The following is a 15,000-nucleotide window of genomic DNA, read 5'->3' as shown; positions in this document are numbered from 1 at the left end:
GCTGGGTAGCTATGTGCGGAAGGGATAAGTGCTGAAAGCATCTAAGCATGAAGCCCCCCTCAAGATGAGATTTCCCATAGCGTAAGCTAGTAAGATCCCTGAAAGATGATCAGGTTGATAGGTCTGAGGTGGAAGCGCGGTGACGTGTGGAGCTGACAGATACTAATCGATCGAGGACTTAACCTAATAAAGGCGTTAAATAAAGTGAATTGAATTGTTAATCGTTATCTAGTTTTGAAGGAACATCCCTTCAATTTCATAAATTATCTGGTAATGATGGCGAAGAGGCCACACCCGTTCCCATGCCGAACACGGAAGTTAAGCTCTTCAGCGCCGATGGTAGTTGGGGGTTTCCCCCTGTGAGAGTAGGACGTTGCCAGGTAAGCGAGAAAAAGATCAGTAGAGATACTGGTCTTTTTTGATATTTTCTAAACCGCAAGGTTTATTATTTAAAACTGAAGACAAATTTAACCTACTAGCCTGAGGCTAGGGAGAAGCATATAGTATTTTAAAAGAGGTATAAGGACGTACACCACTTAATCAAAAAAACACAGAGAGCTAGCAGGAATACTAGCTCATATATGCAGAAATATAACAAATTAAGATGGGTTTATTTAAGATTATGTTCTAAGAAATTCAAGATAAAATATGGGATTTTTCGTTTTGCAATTTCCATGTATCGCAAAATGAAAGGATAATCATCGTTTGATGCACCTAAAAGGAGCTCATACCACCATTCCGTTTCATATCGTGAAATCATACTTAAATTATATAACAATAGATAATGAACAAGTAATTCTGGAATCTTTAGCAATACCTCTCGTGACGTTGGAAGGTAGAAATTTCCCTCCTCAAGATGATATGAAAATGGCATACAATTATAAGTTGCCATTGAGTTCACACTTTTAAGAAGAACAATGCCTTCAGTATTACTTTTATCAAACTCAAATAAATATCTTTCTTCAAGAAATTCTGCCAAACGTTTTGGTGACATATGAAACAGTTGTGCAACACTTTCAGTAATTAAAAATTGATCATGATCTTGATCAACTAGAACAGAAGTTTTTTGGGAATGATGGAATGAAAAAACCTCATTCATTTCAGCAATTTGCTTAAGCAGTAACTCCATTGAATACTTTTCTGCCTCTAAATGATTAATTTGAAATATTTTATTTGCCACATGTGAAAATAAACCATTTCTTTGAATTTTTATTTCATCTTCCAAGAAATGATATTGTTGTTTTTTTCGCTTTCTACTTGAAACACCATGAGCAAGGACTGATGAAGTTGAAGGGTATTCTGGATCAATAATGATAAGACATGCTTTTATTAATTGTGATATACCATAAAACAGTAGCATTGGTTGAATGGCAGGTGGTGACTGATTAGCCTGTGTGAAAAAATTTTCACCATGTTTTAGAAAATAAACAAACCGTAAACAATTATCATATTCCAGTTTTTTTGAATTTTCATACAAAAATTTTTCATAAGTTTTTTCCAGTTTTTTTTGAACTGTTTCTGTTGAATGATAGGACAGTAAGCGTTCCCAAACCTGTGTATTCATTAATTGTACACTCCAATTATAAAATTCTAAATATTTAAACTCTTTAATCCTTCCTTGACAGTCGGTATGACTGTTGATAATCTACTAATAATATTTTGCCGAAAAAAGGGGGATTTACTATGTGGGAACAAAAATTTTCTAAAGAAGGCCTTACGTTTGATGATGTATTATTAGTACCAGCTAAATCAGAGGTATTACCAAGGGATGTCGATTTAAGTGTAAAGTTAACACCTAGCTTAAAGCTTAATATTCCAATTATGAGTGCTGGTATGGACACTGTAACAGAGGCAGAGCTTGCGATTGCAATAGCAAGACAAGGTGGTTTAGGTGTTATTCATAAAAATATGTCAATTGAGCAGCAAGCAGAGCAGGTTGATAAAGTAAAAAGGTCTGAACGGGGAGTTATTACAGATCCATTTTATTTAACTCCAGAACATCAAGTGTTTGATGCTGAACATTTAATGGGTAAATATAGAATTTCTGGTGTTCCAATTGTAAACAACCCTGAAGAACAAAAGTTAGTTGGAATCATTACAAATCGTGATATGCGTTTTATCCAAGACTTCTCTATAAAAATCTACGATGTGATGACGAAGGAAAATCTTGTTACAGCAGATGTAGGGACAACATTAAAAGATGCAGAGAGTATTTTACAAAAGCACAAAATTGAAAAACTACCTCTTGTAGATAATGATGGTGTATTAAAGGGGTTAATTACCATAAAGGATATTGAAAAGGTAATTGAGTTCCCGCATTCAGCTAAAGATGAACATGGTCGTTTAATAGTTGCAGCGGCTGTAGGGGTAACTGCAGATACAATGACGCGTGTAAAAAAGTTAGTAGAAAAAAGTGTAGATGCAATTGTTGTTGATACTGCACATGGTCATTCAAAAGGGGTTTTAGAGACAGTAAAAGCAATCCGTGATGAATTCCCTACTTTGAATATTATTGCAGGTAATATTGCCACTGCTGAGGCTACAAAGGCATTAATTGAAGCAGGTGCTAATGTTGTAAAAGTTGGAATTGGGCCTGGATCAATTTGTACAACACGTGTTGTAGCTGGTGTAGGTGTTCCTCAAATTACAGCTGTATATGACTGTGCTACTGAAGCAAGAAAACACGGGGTATCCATCATTGCTGATGGTGGAATCAAATATTCCGGAGATATGGTAAAGGCTCTTGCAGCAGGTGGTCATGCTGTTATGTTAGGTAGTCTTCTTGCAGGTACTTCTGAAAGTCCTGGAGAAACGGAGATTTTCCAAGGAAGACGTTTTAAAGTATATCGAGGAATGGGTTCAGTTGCTGCAATGGAAAAGGGAAGTAAAGATCGTTATTTCCAAGAAGACAACAAGAAGTTTGTTCCTGAAGGAATTGAAGGAAGAACTCCGTATAAAGGACCGTTATCAGAGACAATTTATCAGCTTGTAGGTGGCATTCGATCTGGTATGGGATACTGTGGTACAAAAGACCTTCAAGAACTTAGAGAAAACACACAGTTTGTACGTATGACAGGAGCGGGTTTAAAGGAAAGTCATCCACATGATGTACAAATTACAAAAGAAGCACCAAACTATTCACTATAATTTTCCATGCATGACAAATAGTTCGTTAAATATGACAGAACTATAACATTTGGCAGAGTCTTGTACTCTGTCTATTTTTTTTGGACTTTATATGATAAAATCAATCTTGTTGTTTGGTATGGGTTAGGAAGAACTTGTTTTGATTTTCCAAATTATAACATAACGAAAATAAACTGATGTTTAAATATAGATAAAAAATTAATCTGGAGGTATAACATTGAGCAACTTAAGATTTAAACAGTTGATCGCGATTCTATTTGCGTTCACATTTGTCATTTCAGCTTTTGCCCCATATTCTATTGTAAGTGCTGCAGAGGAGCCGATTTCGGTTAATGCAGGCTCAGCAATCATTATTGAGGAAACGACTGGTACAATCCTCTATGGGAAAAATATTGATGAAAAACTACCAGTAGCGAGTATGGCTAAGGTTATGACGGAATATCTAGTATTAGAAGCGATTGAGGATAAAAAAATTAAATGGGATCAGAAGTATACGCCTAGTGAATATGTATATAAAATTTCCCAAAATACTAGCCTTTCTAATGTTCCTTTAAGACAGGATGGTTCTTATTCAGTACAAGAATTATACGAAGCGATGGCAATTTATTCAGCAAATGGTGCAGCAATTGCATTAGCTGAAATTATAGCAGGTTCGGAATCAGCTTTTGTAAAAACGATGAATGAAAAAGCGAAAGAACTTGGTCTAACAAACTATGAATTTGTTAATGCAACAGGTTTGGAAAATGAAGATCTTCAAGGGATGCATCCTGAGGGAACAAGTGCAGATGCAGAAAACCAATTATCTGCTCGTGATATGGCATTACTCTCTCAAAAATTAATTCAAGATTTCCCAAAAGTTTTAGAGACGGCAAGCACTCCTAAGAAGGTATTTAGAGAAGGTACAGATGATAGAACAAACATGCCAAACTGGAACTGGATGCTTCCAGGATTAGTTTATGAGTATGAAGGTGTGGATGGTTTAAAGACAGGTTCTACAAATAATGCTGGTTCATGTTTTACTGCAACTGCTGTTAGAAATGGTATGAGAGTAATATCTGTCGTAATGAATGCTGAGGGTAAATCATTACATGAATCAAGATTTGTTGAAACGAAAAAAATGCTGAATTATGCCTTCAATAATTTTTCAGTTAAAGAGGTATTCCCAGCTAATTATCAAATTAAAAATCAATCTTCAATACCTGTTGTAAAAGGTAAAGAAGATAATGTATCTATTCAGACTAAAGATGCATTGACTCTTGTAGTAAAAAACGGTGAGGAAAAAGCTTACAAGCCAGCTTTTAAAATTGATGAAAGTCAGCTAACAAAAAAAGGTGAGTTAACTGCTCCTGTTAAGAAAGACCAAAAGGTTGGAACTATGCTAGTTAATTATGACGGAACAGGTAGTGCATTAGGCTTTATAGAAAAAAATAAAACGCCTCAAGTAGATCTTATTACGAAAGAAGCTGTTGATAAAGCAAACTGGTTTGTATTATCAATGAGAGGAATTGGAGGTTTCTTTAGCGGTCTATGGGGAACTGTAACAGATACAGTAAAAGGTTGGTTTTAGTGAAAGGGCTCCTATTATAGGGGGCCTTTTTTTATCTATTCTACTTAAAACTCTACTTTCCTTATAGAGGAAATTACTAATGACATTAATAATTTGCGCTAAGATGGAAATCATATGGAGGTAAAATACTAGAATAGTGTATGATTTACGAATAGTTTTACTAATTGCATTTATTTTGATAGGATTTTTTTGAAAGTTAGGATAAAATATAGCTTAGATGATTTTTAAACACTCTATTACAAATCCTACAATAGGAAATTACATAAGGGGGACAAAACATAATGAGTAATACAACAGGTACTGATCGCGTTAAACGCGGAATGGCGGAAATGCAAAAAGGTGGCGTCATTATGGACGTTATCAATGCAGAGCAGGCTAAAATTGCTGAGGAGGCTGGTGCGGTAGCAGTAATGGCCCTTGAGCGTGTTCCTGCTGATATCCGTGCAGCTGGTGGCGTAGCAAGAATGGCAGACCCAACTATTGTTGAGGAAGTTATGAACGCTGTTTCAATTCCAGTTATGGCAAAAGCACGTATTGGCCATATCGTTGAAGCTCGTATTCTTGAAGCAATGGGTGTAGACTACATAGATGAAAGTGAAGTATTAACACCTGCAGATGAAGAATACCACCTTTTAAAAAGTGATTTCACAGTACCATTCGTTTGTGGCTGCCGTGATTTAGGAGAAGCTACTCGCCGTATCGCTGAGGGTGCTTCTATGCTACGTACGAAAGGTGAGCCAGGTACAGGGAATATCGTTGAAGCAGTACGTCATATGCGTAAAGTAAATGCTCAAATTCGTAAAGTAGCTGCGATGAGTGAAGATGAATTAATGACTGAAGCAAAGAATCTTGGTGCACCATTTGAGCTGCTTCTTCAAATCAAAAGAGAAGGTAAATTACCAGTCGTTAACTTTGCAGCTGGTGGTGTTGCAACTCCAGCAGATGCTGCATTAATGATGCAACTAGGAGCAGATGGAGTATTTGTTGGTTCTGGTATCTTCAAATCTGAAAATCCTGCTAAATTTGCTCGCTCAATCGTAGAAGCAACTACACATTATCAAGACTATGAACTAATTGCAAAACTTTCAAAAGGACTTGGATCTGCAATGCAAGGAATTGAAATTTCAAGCCTTTTACCTGAGCAAAGAATGCAAGAGCGTGGTTGGTAATAAAAAGGAGTTTATACAATGCTAAAAATTGGTGTTTTAGGTTTACAAGGTGCTGTAAGAGAACATATTCGATCAATTGAAGCATGTGGTGCTGAAGGAATCATCGTTAAAACACATAACCAGCTTGATGAAGTAGATGGATTAATTATTCCTGGCGGAGAAAGTACGACAATGCGTCGTTTAATTGATAAATATGACTTTATGGAGCCATTAAAGAATTTTGCTGCTACTGGGAAGCCTATGTTTGGTACTTGTGCAGGTTTAATCCTTCTTGCTAAAAACCTTGTAGGCTATAGTGAATCACATTTAGGACTTCTAGATGTAACGGTTGAACGGAATTCATTTGGTCGCCAAAAGGATAGCTTTGAAGCTGAATTGATGATCACGGGTGTTGGTGAAGATTTTGTAGGAGTATTTATTCGTGCGCCACACATTGTTGAGGTTGGAGAAGATGTCGAAATTCTATCGAAACATAATGGTCGAATTGTTGCGGCTCGTCAAGGTCAATTCCTTGGATGTTCATTCCACCCAGAGTTAACAGACGATCATCGCATGACACAATTATTTGTAAATATGGTAAAAGAATCAAAATAATTGTATAAAAAGCTTGCAGGTGCTGTAAACTTATAGTAAATTATGATTACTTAATTTTATATGTAAACGTGTTGATAGGAACTAGTAGCATGATATTCTATCTGTAGAGAGCCGATGGTTGGTGGAAATCGGTGTTAGATGCATGTGAATCCATCCTTGAATGAATTGCTGAACTAACTAAGTGCTATAGTAGGCTATTCCGGCTGTGACCGTTATTCATTAAGTGGAAAATACACATGTTGTATTTTTAACTAGGGTGGCAACGCGGGTAACTCTCGTCCCTTTTTGGGATGGGAGTTTTTTGTTGTTTAAAAATAGCAGTGAAGGAGAATGGATAATGCTTGATATTAAATTCTTAAGATTGAACTTTGAAGAAGTAAAAGAGAAATTATCTAAACGTGGCGAGGATTTAACAGACTTTGGTAAATTTGAGGAACTAGATAAAAAAAGAAGAGAACTAATTGCTTCTGCTGAAGAATTAAAAAGTAAACGTAATGATGTTTCATCTCAAATTGCTCAATTAAAGCGAGAAAAACAAGATGCAGAACATTTAATTAAAGGGATGAAAGAAGTAGGAGAAGACATTAAGGTTCTAGATGATCAATTACGTGAAGTTGAAATGGAATTAGAGAGCCTACTTTTATCTATCCCAAACATTCCACATGAAAGTGTTCCTATTGGTGATACAGAGGATGATAATATCGAGGTTCGTAAATGGGGTGAGCTTCCACAGTTTGGTTTTGAACCAAAGCCACATTGGGAAGTAGCTGATGAACTACAAATTTTGGATTTTGAAAGAGCAGGGAAGGTCACTGGTAGTCGCTTTGTATTTTATCGCGGTTTAGGAGCTAGATTAGAAAGAGCACTTTATAACTTTATGCTTGATTTACATGTTGACGAACATGGGTATACTGAAATTTTGCCACCATTCATCGTTAACCGTGATAGCATGACTGGTACCGGGCAATTACCTAAGTTTGAAGAGGATGCATTCAAAATCGTTGGAGAAGATTACTTCTTGATTCCTACAGCTGAAGTGCCAGTAACGAATTTGCATCGTGAGGAAATCTTAACGGCTGAACAGCTTCCGATTAGCTATGCAGCTTTTAGTGCAAATTTCCGTTCAGAAGCAGGATCTGCAGGAAGAGATACGAGAGGGTTAATTCGTCAGCATCAATTTAATAAAGTTGAACTTGTTCGCTTTGTTAAGCCAGAGGATTCTTATGAAGAGCTTGAGAAATTAACAGGACACGCAGAAAAAGTTCTCCAGCTATTAAAATTGCCTTACAGATTATTAAGCATGTGTACTGCGGATCTAGGTTTTACAGCAGCGAAGAAATATGATCTCGAAGTATGGATTCCAAGCTATGGCACGTACCGTGAGATATCTTCTTGTAGTAACTTTGAAGCATTCCAAGCACGTCGAGCAAACATTCGCTTCAGACGTGATCCAAAGGCAAAAGTGGAGCATGTGCATACACTAAATGGATCAGGATTAGCAATTGGAAGAACTGTAGCTGCTATCTTAGAAAACTATCAACAGGAAGATGGATCAGTTATAATTCCGGAAGTATTAAGACCATATATGGGGAATAAGGAACGTATTAGTTTATAATTAATATAATGAGTACTAGGAGAAGTTTGGATCAATATTTTCCAAACTTCTCTAGCTCTATGTATAGGGTTTTAAATAAAAGAGTAGACTATAGTTTATATTCATGGAATTTTTTAAAAAAGTTTTTATGAATTGTTGACAAGTATATCGATAATATGTTAAATTAATTCTTGTCCGATACGGAGGAATACCCAAGTCCGGCTGAAGGGATCGGTCTTGAAAACCGACAGGGGTGTCAAAACCCGCGGGGGTTCGAATCCCCCTTCCTCCTCCAGAATTTAAAATATAATCCTATATTAGCGCATAAAATATAGGAGATTGATAAAACCGTTACAACTATTGTAGCGGTTTTTTTTGTCTTGAAAATTATAAAATCCTGTACTGGTGGGTCATATGCAAGGAGTTTACTCTAGTTATTCCATCGTTAAACGAACGTTTACGCCGGATAGGCTCACCGGGCGACCCGAGGAAAGCAATCATCTCTCGCTGCAATCAAAAACTAACATTACATGGTAAATAACAACAAAGTTAGCGAGTCTGCCTAAAAAAAGAGGCTGTCCCATCCTTCTGCCAACTAATTTCAGAAGGAGGAACAAGCCTCTTATTTTTTTAGTAATTTTGATTGCTCTATGAAGTAACCAATTCGTTCAATAATTGGTTCTATTGTTTGTTCATCCGTCATAATATCATAGTCATTTATATTTAGCCGTAATACAGGACATGCGTTAAAGTTATTAATCCAATTTTCATAGCGGTGATGCATTTCCTCCCAATATTCAACAGGTGTTTGCTGTTCCATAGGGCGTCCGCGTAATTTAATTCTTGATAGGATATCATCTAAGCTTCCCTCAAGATAAATAAGAAGATCTGGATGAGGGAAATAAGGTGTCATTACCATAGCATCAAAAAGATTTGTATATGTTTCATAGTCTACTTCAGACATGGTGCCTTTTTCATAGTGCATTTTGGCAAAGATCCCTGTATCTTCGTATATCGAACGATCTTGAATAAAACCCCCGCCATATTCAAATATTTTTTTCTGCTCTTTAAATCGTTCTGCAAGGAAATAGATTTGCAAATGAAAACTCCAGCGTTCAAAATCCGCATAAAATTTATCTAAATAGGGATTTGAGTCAACCTTTTCAAAGGATGTTTTAAAATCTAGAGCTCTTGCTAGAGCATTTGTCATCGTTGATTTTCCTACTCCAACAGTACCAGCAATTGTAATAACTGAGTTATGAGGAATATTATATTTATCGCGTAAATTCATTTGTGATAGCTCCTTTTTGCAAAAACTGATCCAATGTTTTAAATATATATGATAAGTCACCTTTATTTTGTACAAAGTCTAAGGTGTCGCCATTAAATCTTACTACAGGAACAGAGGGGTTTTCCTTTTCCCACTGAGTCATTGCTATTTCGTAGTCTTCTGAAAGCTGTTGAAGATAATTAGGGTCTATATTACGTTCAATCTCTCGTCCTCTATTTGCAATGCGAGAAAGTAAAGTTTCAAGACTTGCATTTAAATAAACAATCAAATTAGGTGTTGGCATATCAACAGTTAAGATGTTGTATATCTTTAAATACTTATCATACTGCTCGTTTTTTAATGTGCGCTTTGCAAATATAAGATTTTTATAAATATGATAATCTGCTACAACAGATTTATTCAATTGCAGATAATGTTTATTAATATCCTCTAGTTGCTTATAGCGATTGCAAAGAAAAAACATTTCAGTTTGGAAGCTCCATTCGTCAATGTTTGTATAAAACTTTCCAAGGAAAGGATTTTCATCAACAATTTCTTTTAATAAATGAAATTGATAATAGTCGGCAATTGCCTTTGATAATGAAGTTTTCCCGACACCAATCGGGCCCTCAACAGTGATAAAGGGTATATTCATAATGGGTCCTCCTTTAAAACGAACCACTAATACTTTAAAAATCGACAAAGTTCATTTTACCACAGCAATTCTTTTTTGGAGTAAACTTTTGAGAGAATGTCTGCATTTCCAGTATTTTTATATAAAAGTGATTTGTTCTAATTTGAAGAATGAGGAAGTAAATAAAAATGAGGATGACCATTTTAAGTCATCCTCGTTTTTATCCTCTTATTTTTTCTCAACTTCAAAGTTATCCGTTATTAACAGCCAGTTTTGTGGAAAAGCTAGACCTAGCTTCCAGTAACTGATTCCTCGTAAATTAAGTTCCTTAATTAAATCAAACTTTGCTTGAATAGATCTTGCGTCTTCAAACCAGACCTTATGTTCTTTGCTGTTATCATCTATGTAATTAAAGTGTGGAGCTTGAGCTTCATAATCATATTCAATTTGTTCATTATATTTACTAGCTAGTTGAATGGCCTGTTGGGGGCTAACTGCTTTCGCATATTGTCCGCCCTGGACAAATGGTAGAGTCCAGTCATAGCCATATAGGTTTTGACCCATCATAATTTTGCTACTAGGCATTTCTGATATTGCATATTCTAGTACTTCTCTTACAGAATTAATCGGTGAAACTGGCATTGGAGGACCTCCACTATAGCCCCATTCATATGTCATTATTACAACAAAATCAACAATTTCTCCATGGGCTTTATAATCATGAGCTTCATACCAACGGCCTTTTTGTCCTGCACTTGTTTTGGGAGCTAATGCTGTAGAGAGGAGCCAGCCTTCTTGATTGAATCTATTTTTAGCTTTTCTTAAGAATTGATTATACGCTTCCCGATCCTCTGGTCTTAAGTACTCCATATCGAAATGGATATCTCGGAATCCGTATTTCTTCGCTGTTGTAACGATAGTATTTAAAAGTTTATTTTGAATGTCCATATTTGTTAAAACAATTCTTCCGAGTTCATCACTAAATTGATCATTTTCAAGATTTGTGATTGCCATCATTAATGTGACTTTGTTTTGTTTCGCTATTTGTGGGAAGTTATTTAATAAAGGTTCTTTTAATGTACCATCTCTTTGTATTTGAAAACTAAATGGACCTAGATATGTCAAGTATGGTGCAGCATCCCGGGCTGCTTGTTCTAAATTTGGAGTTACATTTGTACCTCTTGGTTCAATGTATGCATTTGTTTCAACTTTTCTTTCCTTTTTTTCAGGCAAATATAATCTTAATCCTATTGAAAGGGGTTGATCTATTGGGATATTATTTACTCTAGCTATCTCAATTGGAGAAAAGCCAAATGTTTGGCCAATTTTGTATAAACTATCACCTGGCTGCACCCAATAAAATCTTCCCCTTATTGGTATGACAATTGCTTGCCCGATAACTAAGTTATTTGGATTAGGTATTTCGTTTGTGCGAACAATTTCCTGTACAGATGAACTGTATGCTTGTGCTATACCATACAACGTTTGTCCTTGTTGGACAATATGTATTTGCATGTTCGACCTCCTTATCATACTTTTTTTACATCATATGACGTGAGGGTTCTGTACATGTTAATTTAATTTTACATTTTCACTATTTACAATTGAAGCCTTAAGTGTATTTTTCATCATTTTAAGAGCGAATTGATTATCTTCTTCGTCATTAGATGCAATACAATCAGAAGGAATTGTAATGTCATATCCTCTCATATATGCATCGTTTGCTGTAAATAGAACACAAATATTGCCCGCGATGCCCGTAATAATAAGCCTTTTTATATTTAAACTATAAAGTAGTGTGTTTAATGCTGTTCCATAAAATGCGGAATGTTTAGGTTTAATTAGGAAATATTCATCGTCTTCAGGATATATGGTATGAATAATCTTTTCGCTTAATGTATTTCTACACTTTTTGGCAATCCTTTGAAAATCTGCCTGCCAAAGTTCATAATGATCATTCACATAGATAATCGGACAACCATTACTTTTTAAATTCTTTTTTAGAGCTAAGATACGAAGAGAGATATCATTTGCTCGTTTTGCTAAAATAGGACCATGCTCAAATTGAAAATTATTTATCATATCAATGATAAGAAGTGCTTGCTTTGTTTGACCTTCCATATGTTTCTCCTTTTTAACAAAAGTAAGTTTGAATTTTTGTACAGGCGCTTGCGCTTTTGTTTTTAATTAACGACTTAATAAAAATTTTATAACGTGGACTGTGCTTTGACATCCAGCTCCAGCGCCTAGCCCCTCGAGGTCATAAGCTAATTTAGAATTGAAGGCAAGAGACGCCTTCTATTCTAAATCATCTTATGCTTGTCGGGGCTGATCAAGGCGCTTGCGCTTTTGTTCTTAGCTTGTAACAGAATAGTAAATTATATAAGGGGTATATGTATGTATAATGATAAGTATTTTATGAATTTAGCAATAGAGGAAGCAAAAAAGGCTCAAGATATTGGTGAGGTTCCAATTGGAGCAGTCATTGTTCTCGATGGGAAAGTTATATCTTCTGGTTTTAATTTGCGTGAAAGAGATCAACGTTCAATTGCTCATGCAGAGATTTTGGCGATTGATAAAGCCTGTAAGGTTTTAGGTACATGGAGATTAGAGGAGGCAATACTTTACGTAACATTAGAGCCTTGTCCAATGTGTGCTGGTGCAATAGTTCTTTCGAGGGTAAAACGTGTCGTATATGGAGCAGCAGATCCTAAGGGTGGATGTGCTGGAACATTGATGAATTTATTACAAGATCAAAGATTCAACCATCAGGTGGACATTACAAAGGGTGTCGAGGAAGAGGCCTGTGGTAGGTTGTTAAGTGAATTTTTTAAAGAGATAAGACAAAGAAAAAAGAAAAAATGAACAACTAGAAGAAATTTACAGTGTGTAGACGTTGCATTTTATCTCTGAAGGTTATATACTAATACATGCGTCGTACTTAATGGCGCAACTAAATATGGTATCAATTTTGCCGTGCTAAGCGGGGAGGTAGCGGTGCCCTGTACTCGCAATCCGCTCTAGCGAGGCCGAATCCCTTCTAGAGGTTAGTGTACTGTAGGGCTGCCTCAAGTAAGTGGTGTTGACGCCTGGGTCCTGCGCAATGGGAATCCACGAACCATGTCAGGTCCGGAAGGAAGCAGCATTAAGTGGAAGCTCCCATGTGCCGCAGGGTTGCCTGGGTCGAGCTAACTGCTTGAGTAACGCCTATGGTTGCTAATCGAAGGAAGGTGCACGGCAGTTAAATTTATTATAACGACTCACTCTTTTTAAGAGTGAGTTTTTGTATTATACGAACTTTTTATGAAAGTTGTTTTTAAATGCGGGTACACGCTTTGTAAAACGAAAGATGGTTGTTATAATAAAGTAGATGAAAATGAAGGGGGACGTTTTTGTGGGTTATCAAGCATTATATCGTGTTTTTCGACCGCAGCTGTTTCATGATGTGGTTGGACAAGAACATATCACTAAAACGTTACAAAATGCCCTTTTACATAATAAATTTTCACATGCATATTTATTCTCAGGTCCTCGAGGAACTGGTAAAACAAGTGCAGCGAAAATATTTGCTAAAGCAGTAAACTGTGAAAAGGCTCCAATAGCAGAACCCTGTAATGAATGTTCAGCTTGTAAAGGAATCACTAATGGATCAATTTCTGATGTGATTGAAATAGATGCTGCGTCTAATAATGGTGTTGATGAAATTAGAGATATACGCGATAAAGTTAAGTATGCACCATCGTCTGTTCAATATAAAGTATATATTGTGGATGAGGTTCACATGTTATCTATTGGGGCTTTTAATGCCTTGTTAAAAACATTAGAAGAACCACCGAAGCATGTCATTTTTATTTTGGCCACAACAGAGCCGCACAAAATACCATTAACTATTATCTCTCGTTGTCAACGTTTCGATTTTCGAAGAATAACAGCTTCCGCAATCGTAGGGAGAATGAAAGAGATCGTACATAATCAACAAGTTGATGTCGAAGAAGCAGCTTTAGATGTTATTGCTAGAGCGGCAGATGGAGGGATGCGTGATGCGTTAAGCCTCCTTGATCAAGCGATTTCCTATAGTGACGAACAAGTAAGAGTAGAAGAAGCATTACTCATTACTGGGTCTGTTTCACAAGGAATCATAGGAAAGATAGCTGGAGCTATTCATCAAAAGGATGTTACAACTGCATTACAGGCACTTGATCAGTTGATGTATCAAGGGAAAGATCCAGCACGATTTATCGAAGACTTTATTTTCTATTACCGAGATATGCTCTTATATCAAACTGCACCAACATTAGAAGATGTCTTAGAGCGTGTAACAGTTGATGAACAATTCATTCAGCTAACAAAGGAAATACCTTCAAATGATATATATGAAACAATTGAGACTTTAAGTAAAAGTCAACAAGAGATGAAGTGGACAAATCATCCACGAATCTTTTTGGAGGTAGCAATTGTGAAGTTGTGTCAGCAAAGTGTGGCATCTTCACAATTCGAACAAGAGGAATACAATTCTTTATTAGAAAAGATAAATAGTTTGCAATCTGACTTGAACCGACTAAAGCAGCAGGGGATTTCAGCTCCACAACAGTCAGCGCCAAATGAGCCAAAACAAAGATCAATGAAAAGTGGCTACAAAACTCCTGAGGGTAGAATTCAGGAAATACTTAAAGTTGCGACAAGAAATGATTTAGAGGTTATCAAAAGTCGCTGGGGAGAACTATTAGAGTTACTTAAAAGACAAAATAAAGTATCTCATGCTGCTCTATTGAACGATAGTGAACCAGTCGCTGCATCTAAATCTGCATTCGTGCTGAAGTTTAAATTTGAAATTCACTGTAAAATGGTTGCAGAAAATAATAACAATGTTCGGACGAATCTAGAATTGATTCTGCAAGAAATTACGGGAAAAAATTTGGAAATGGTTGGCGTTCCCGAACAAGATTGGGTTAAAATAAGAGAAGACTTCCTTAGGGATCAAAAAGATGATAATGATACCCAGCAAGAGGGAGAAGAAGATCCTTT

General features: G+C 36.2%; 12 protein-coding genes, 1 tRNA gene, 2 rRNA genes, 1 other RNA gene and 1 other annotated feature (2 of these 17 only partly in view). Of the genes, 11 read left to right on the top strand and 5 right to left on the bottom strand.

Translation table 11 applies throughout. The features are described 5' to 3' along the window. Positions 1–186, top strand: a 23S ribosomal RNA gene (locus WCV66_RS03450) (it extends 2,745 nt beyond the left edge of the window). Positions 187–266: 80 nt separating this feature from the next. Further along, positions 267–382, top strand: a 5S ribosomal RNA gene (rrf, locus tag WCV66_RS03445). 228 nt (positions 383–610) lie between these two features. Here rrf and WCV66_RS03440 read toward each other — a convergent pair. Further along, entirely contained in the window at positions 611–1,564 is a 954-nt protein-coding gene (locus tag WCV66_RS03440; RefSeq protein ID WP_338787895.1) for a YaaC family protein, read from the bottom strand. A gap of 119 nt (positions 1,565–1,683) precedes the next feature. On the opposite strand from WCV66_RS03440, the gene guaB reads away from it, so the two are divergent. The 6 genes from guaB to WCV66_RS03410 all read left to right on the top strand — a co-directional run bounded on the left by guaB (position 1,684) and on the right by WCV66_RS03410 (position 8,366). Then, complete coding sequence (gene guaB, locus WCV66_RS03435; protein ID WP_338787894.1) at positions 1,684–3,147, top strand: IMP dehydrogenase; 1,464 nt, start codon at positions 1,684–1,686, stop codon at positions 3,145–3,147. Positions 3,148–3,364: 217 nt separating this feature from the next. Continuing rightward, the gene (locus WCV66_RS03430) at positions 3,365–4,714 is read left to right on the top strand and encodes a D-alanyl-D-alanine carboxypeptidase family protein (protein WP_413789626.1); all 1,350 of its coding nucleotides are present in this window, start codon (positions 3,365–3,367) and stop codon (positions 4,712–4,714) included. A 281-nt stretch (positions 4,715–4,995) separates the two neighbouring features. Continuing rightward, positions 4,996–5,883 (top strand): pyridoxal 5'-phosphate synthase lyase subunit PdxS, encoded by an 888-nt coding sequence (gene pdxS, locus WCV66_RS03425; protein ID WP_066336127.1) that lies wholly within the window; start codon positions 4,996–4,998, stop codon positions 5,881–5,883. A gap of 18 nt (positions 5,884–5,901) precedes the next feature. Continuing rightward, complete coding sequence (gene pdxT / locus WCV66_RS03420; protein WP_066336129.1) at positions 5,902–6,477, top strand: pyridoxal 5'-phosphate synthase glutaminase subunit PdxT; 576 nt, start codon at positions 5,902–5,904, stop codon at positions 6,475–6,477. Positions 6,478–6,539: 62 nt separating this feature from the next. After that, positions 6,540–6,763, top strand: a binding site (T-box leader). A 51-nt stretch (positions 6,764–6,814) separates the two neighbouring features. Further along, positions 6,815–8,092, top strand: a complete 1,278-nt coding sequence (gene serS / locus WCV66_RS03415; protein ID WP_338787893.1) for a serine--tRNA ligase — start codon at positions 6,815–6,817, stop codon at positions 8,090–8,092. A 181-nt stretch (positions 8,093–8,273) separates the two neighbouring features. Continuing rightward, positions 8,274–8,366, top strand: a tRNA-Ser gene (locus WCV66_RS03410). Between the two features lie 327 nt (positions 8,367–8,693). Here the strand turns inward: WCV66_RS03410 and WCV66_RS03405 are convergent. From WCV66_RS03405 to WCV66_RS03390, 4 genes are all read right to left on the bottom strand, one after another. Continuing rightward, positions 8,694–9,362, bottom strand: a complete 669-nt coding sequence (locus tag WCV66_RS03405) for a deoxynucleoside kinase (RefSeq protein ID WP_338787892.1) — start codon at positions 9,360–9,362, stop codon at positions 8,694–8,696. Next, positions 9,346–9,996, bottom strand: coding sequence for a deoxynucleoside kinase (locus WCV66_RS03400; RefSeq protein ID WP_066336137.1), 651 nt, complete (start codon positions 9,994–9,996; stop codon positions 9,346–9,348). The genes WCV66_RS03405 and WCV66_RS03400 overlap by 17 nt, the downstream gene beginning before the upstream one ends. Before the next feature lie 207 nt (positions 9,997–10,203). Beyond that, positions 10,204–11,490, bottom strand: a complete 1,287-nt coding sequence (locus WCV66_RS03395) for a glycoside hydrolase family 18 protein (RefSeq protein WP_066336141.1) — start codon at positions 11,488–11,490, stop codon at positions 10,204–10,206. A 57-nt stretch (positions 11,491–11,547) separates the two neighbouring features. After that, positions 11,548–12,096 (bottom strand): isochorismatase family cysteine hydrolase, encoded by a 549-nt coding sequence (locus WCV66_RS03390; protein WP_066336146.1) that lies wholly within the window; start codon positions 12,094–12,096, stop codon positions 11,548–11,550. 276 nt (positions 12,097–12,372) lie between these two features. On the opposite strand from WCV66_RS03390, the gene tadA reads away from it, so the two are divergent. The 3 genes from tadA to dnaX form a co-directional block, all read left to right on the top strand. Continuing rightward, complete coding sequence (tadA, locus tag WCV66_RS03385; RefSeq protein WP_066336150.1) at positions 12,373–12,840, top strand: tRNA adenosine(34) deaminase TadA; 468 nt, start codon at positions 12,373–12,375, stop codon at positions 12,838–12,840. A gap of 109 nt (positions 12,841–12,949) precedes the next feature. Then, positions 12,950–13,213, top strand: an RNA gene (ffs, locus tag WCV66_RS03380) — signal recognition particle sRNA large type. Between the two features lie 156 nt (positions 13,214–13,369). Further along, positions 13,370–15,000, top strand: partial view of a DNA polymerase III subunit gamma/tau gene (gene dnaX, locus WCV66_RS03375; protein ID WP_066336154.1) — the 5' portion only. It continues 55 nt past the right edge of the window; only the first 1,631 of its 1,686 coding nucleotides appear in the window; it begins with the start codon at positions 13,370–13,372; its stop codon lies off the right edge, out of view.

Origin of the sequence: Metabacillus rhizosphaerae (assembly GCF_037201795.1) — a bacterium.
Lineage (GTDB): Bacteria > Bacillota > Bacilli > Bacillales > Bacillaceae > Metabacillus > Metabacillus rhizosphaerae.
Note: the sequence above shows the minus strand (reverse complement) of the source record. Positions and strands in the feature narration are given on the sequence as shown.

Excerpts from the sequence above, each read along its gene's own strand:
- pdxT (WP_066336129.1), top strand. The coding sequence starts at position 5,902 with ATGCTAAAAATTGGTGTTTTAGGTTTACAAGGTGCTGTAAGAGAACAT.
- WCV66_RS03405 (WP_338787892.1), bottom strand. The coding sequence starts at position 9,362 with ATGAATTTACGCGATAAATATAATATTCCTCATAACTCAGTTATTACA.
- WCV66_RS03395 (WP_066336141.1), bottom strand. The coding sequence starts at position 11,490 with ATGCAAATACATATTGTCCAACAAGGACAAACGTTGTATGGTATAGCA.
- tadA (WP_066336150.1), top strand. The coding sequence starts at position 12,373 with ATGTATAATGATAAGTATTTTATGAATTTAGCAATAGAGGAAGCAAAA.
- guaB (WP_338787894.1), top strand. The coding sequence starts at position 1,684 with ATGTGGGAACAAAAATTTTCTAAAGAAGGCCTTACGTTTGATGATGTA.
- WCV66_RS03440 (WP_338787895.1), bottom strand. The coding sequence starts at position 1,564 with ATGAATACACAGGTTTGGGAACGCTTACTGTCCTATCATTCAACAGAA.
- serS (WP_338787893.1), top strand. The coding sequence starts at position 6,815 with ATGCTTGATATTAAATTCTTAAGATTGAACTTTGAAGAAGTAAAAGAG.
- WCV66_RS03390 (WP_066336146.1), bottom strand. The coding sequence starts at position 12,096 with ATGGAAGGTCAAACAAAGCAAGCACTTCTTATCATTGATATGATAAAT.
- pdxS (WP_066336127.1), top strand. The coding sequence starts at position 4,996 with ATGAGTAATACAACAGGTACTGATCGCGTTAAACGCGGAATGGCGGAA.
- WCV66_RS03400 (WP_066336137.1), bottom strand. The coding sequence starts at position 9,996 with ATGAATATACCCTTTATCACTGTTGAGGGCCCGATTGGTGTCGGGAAA.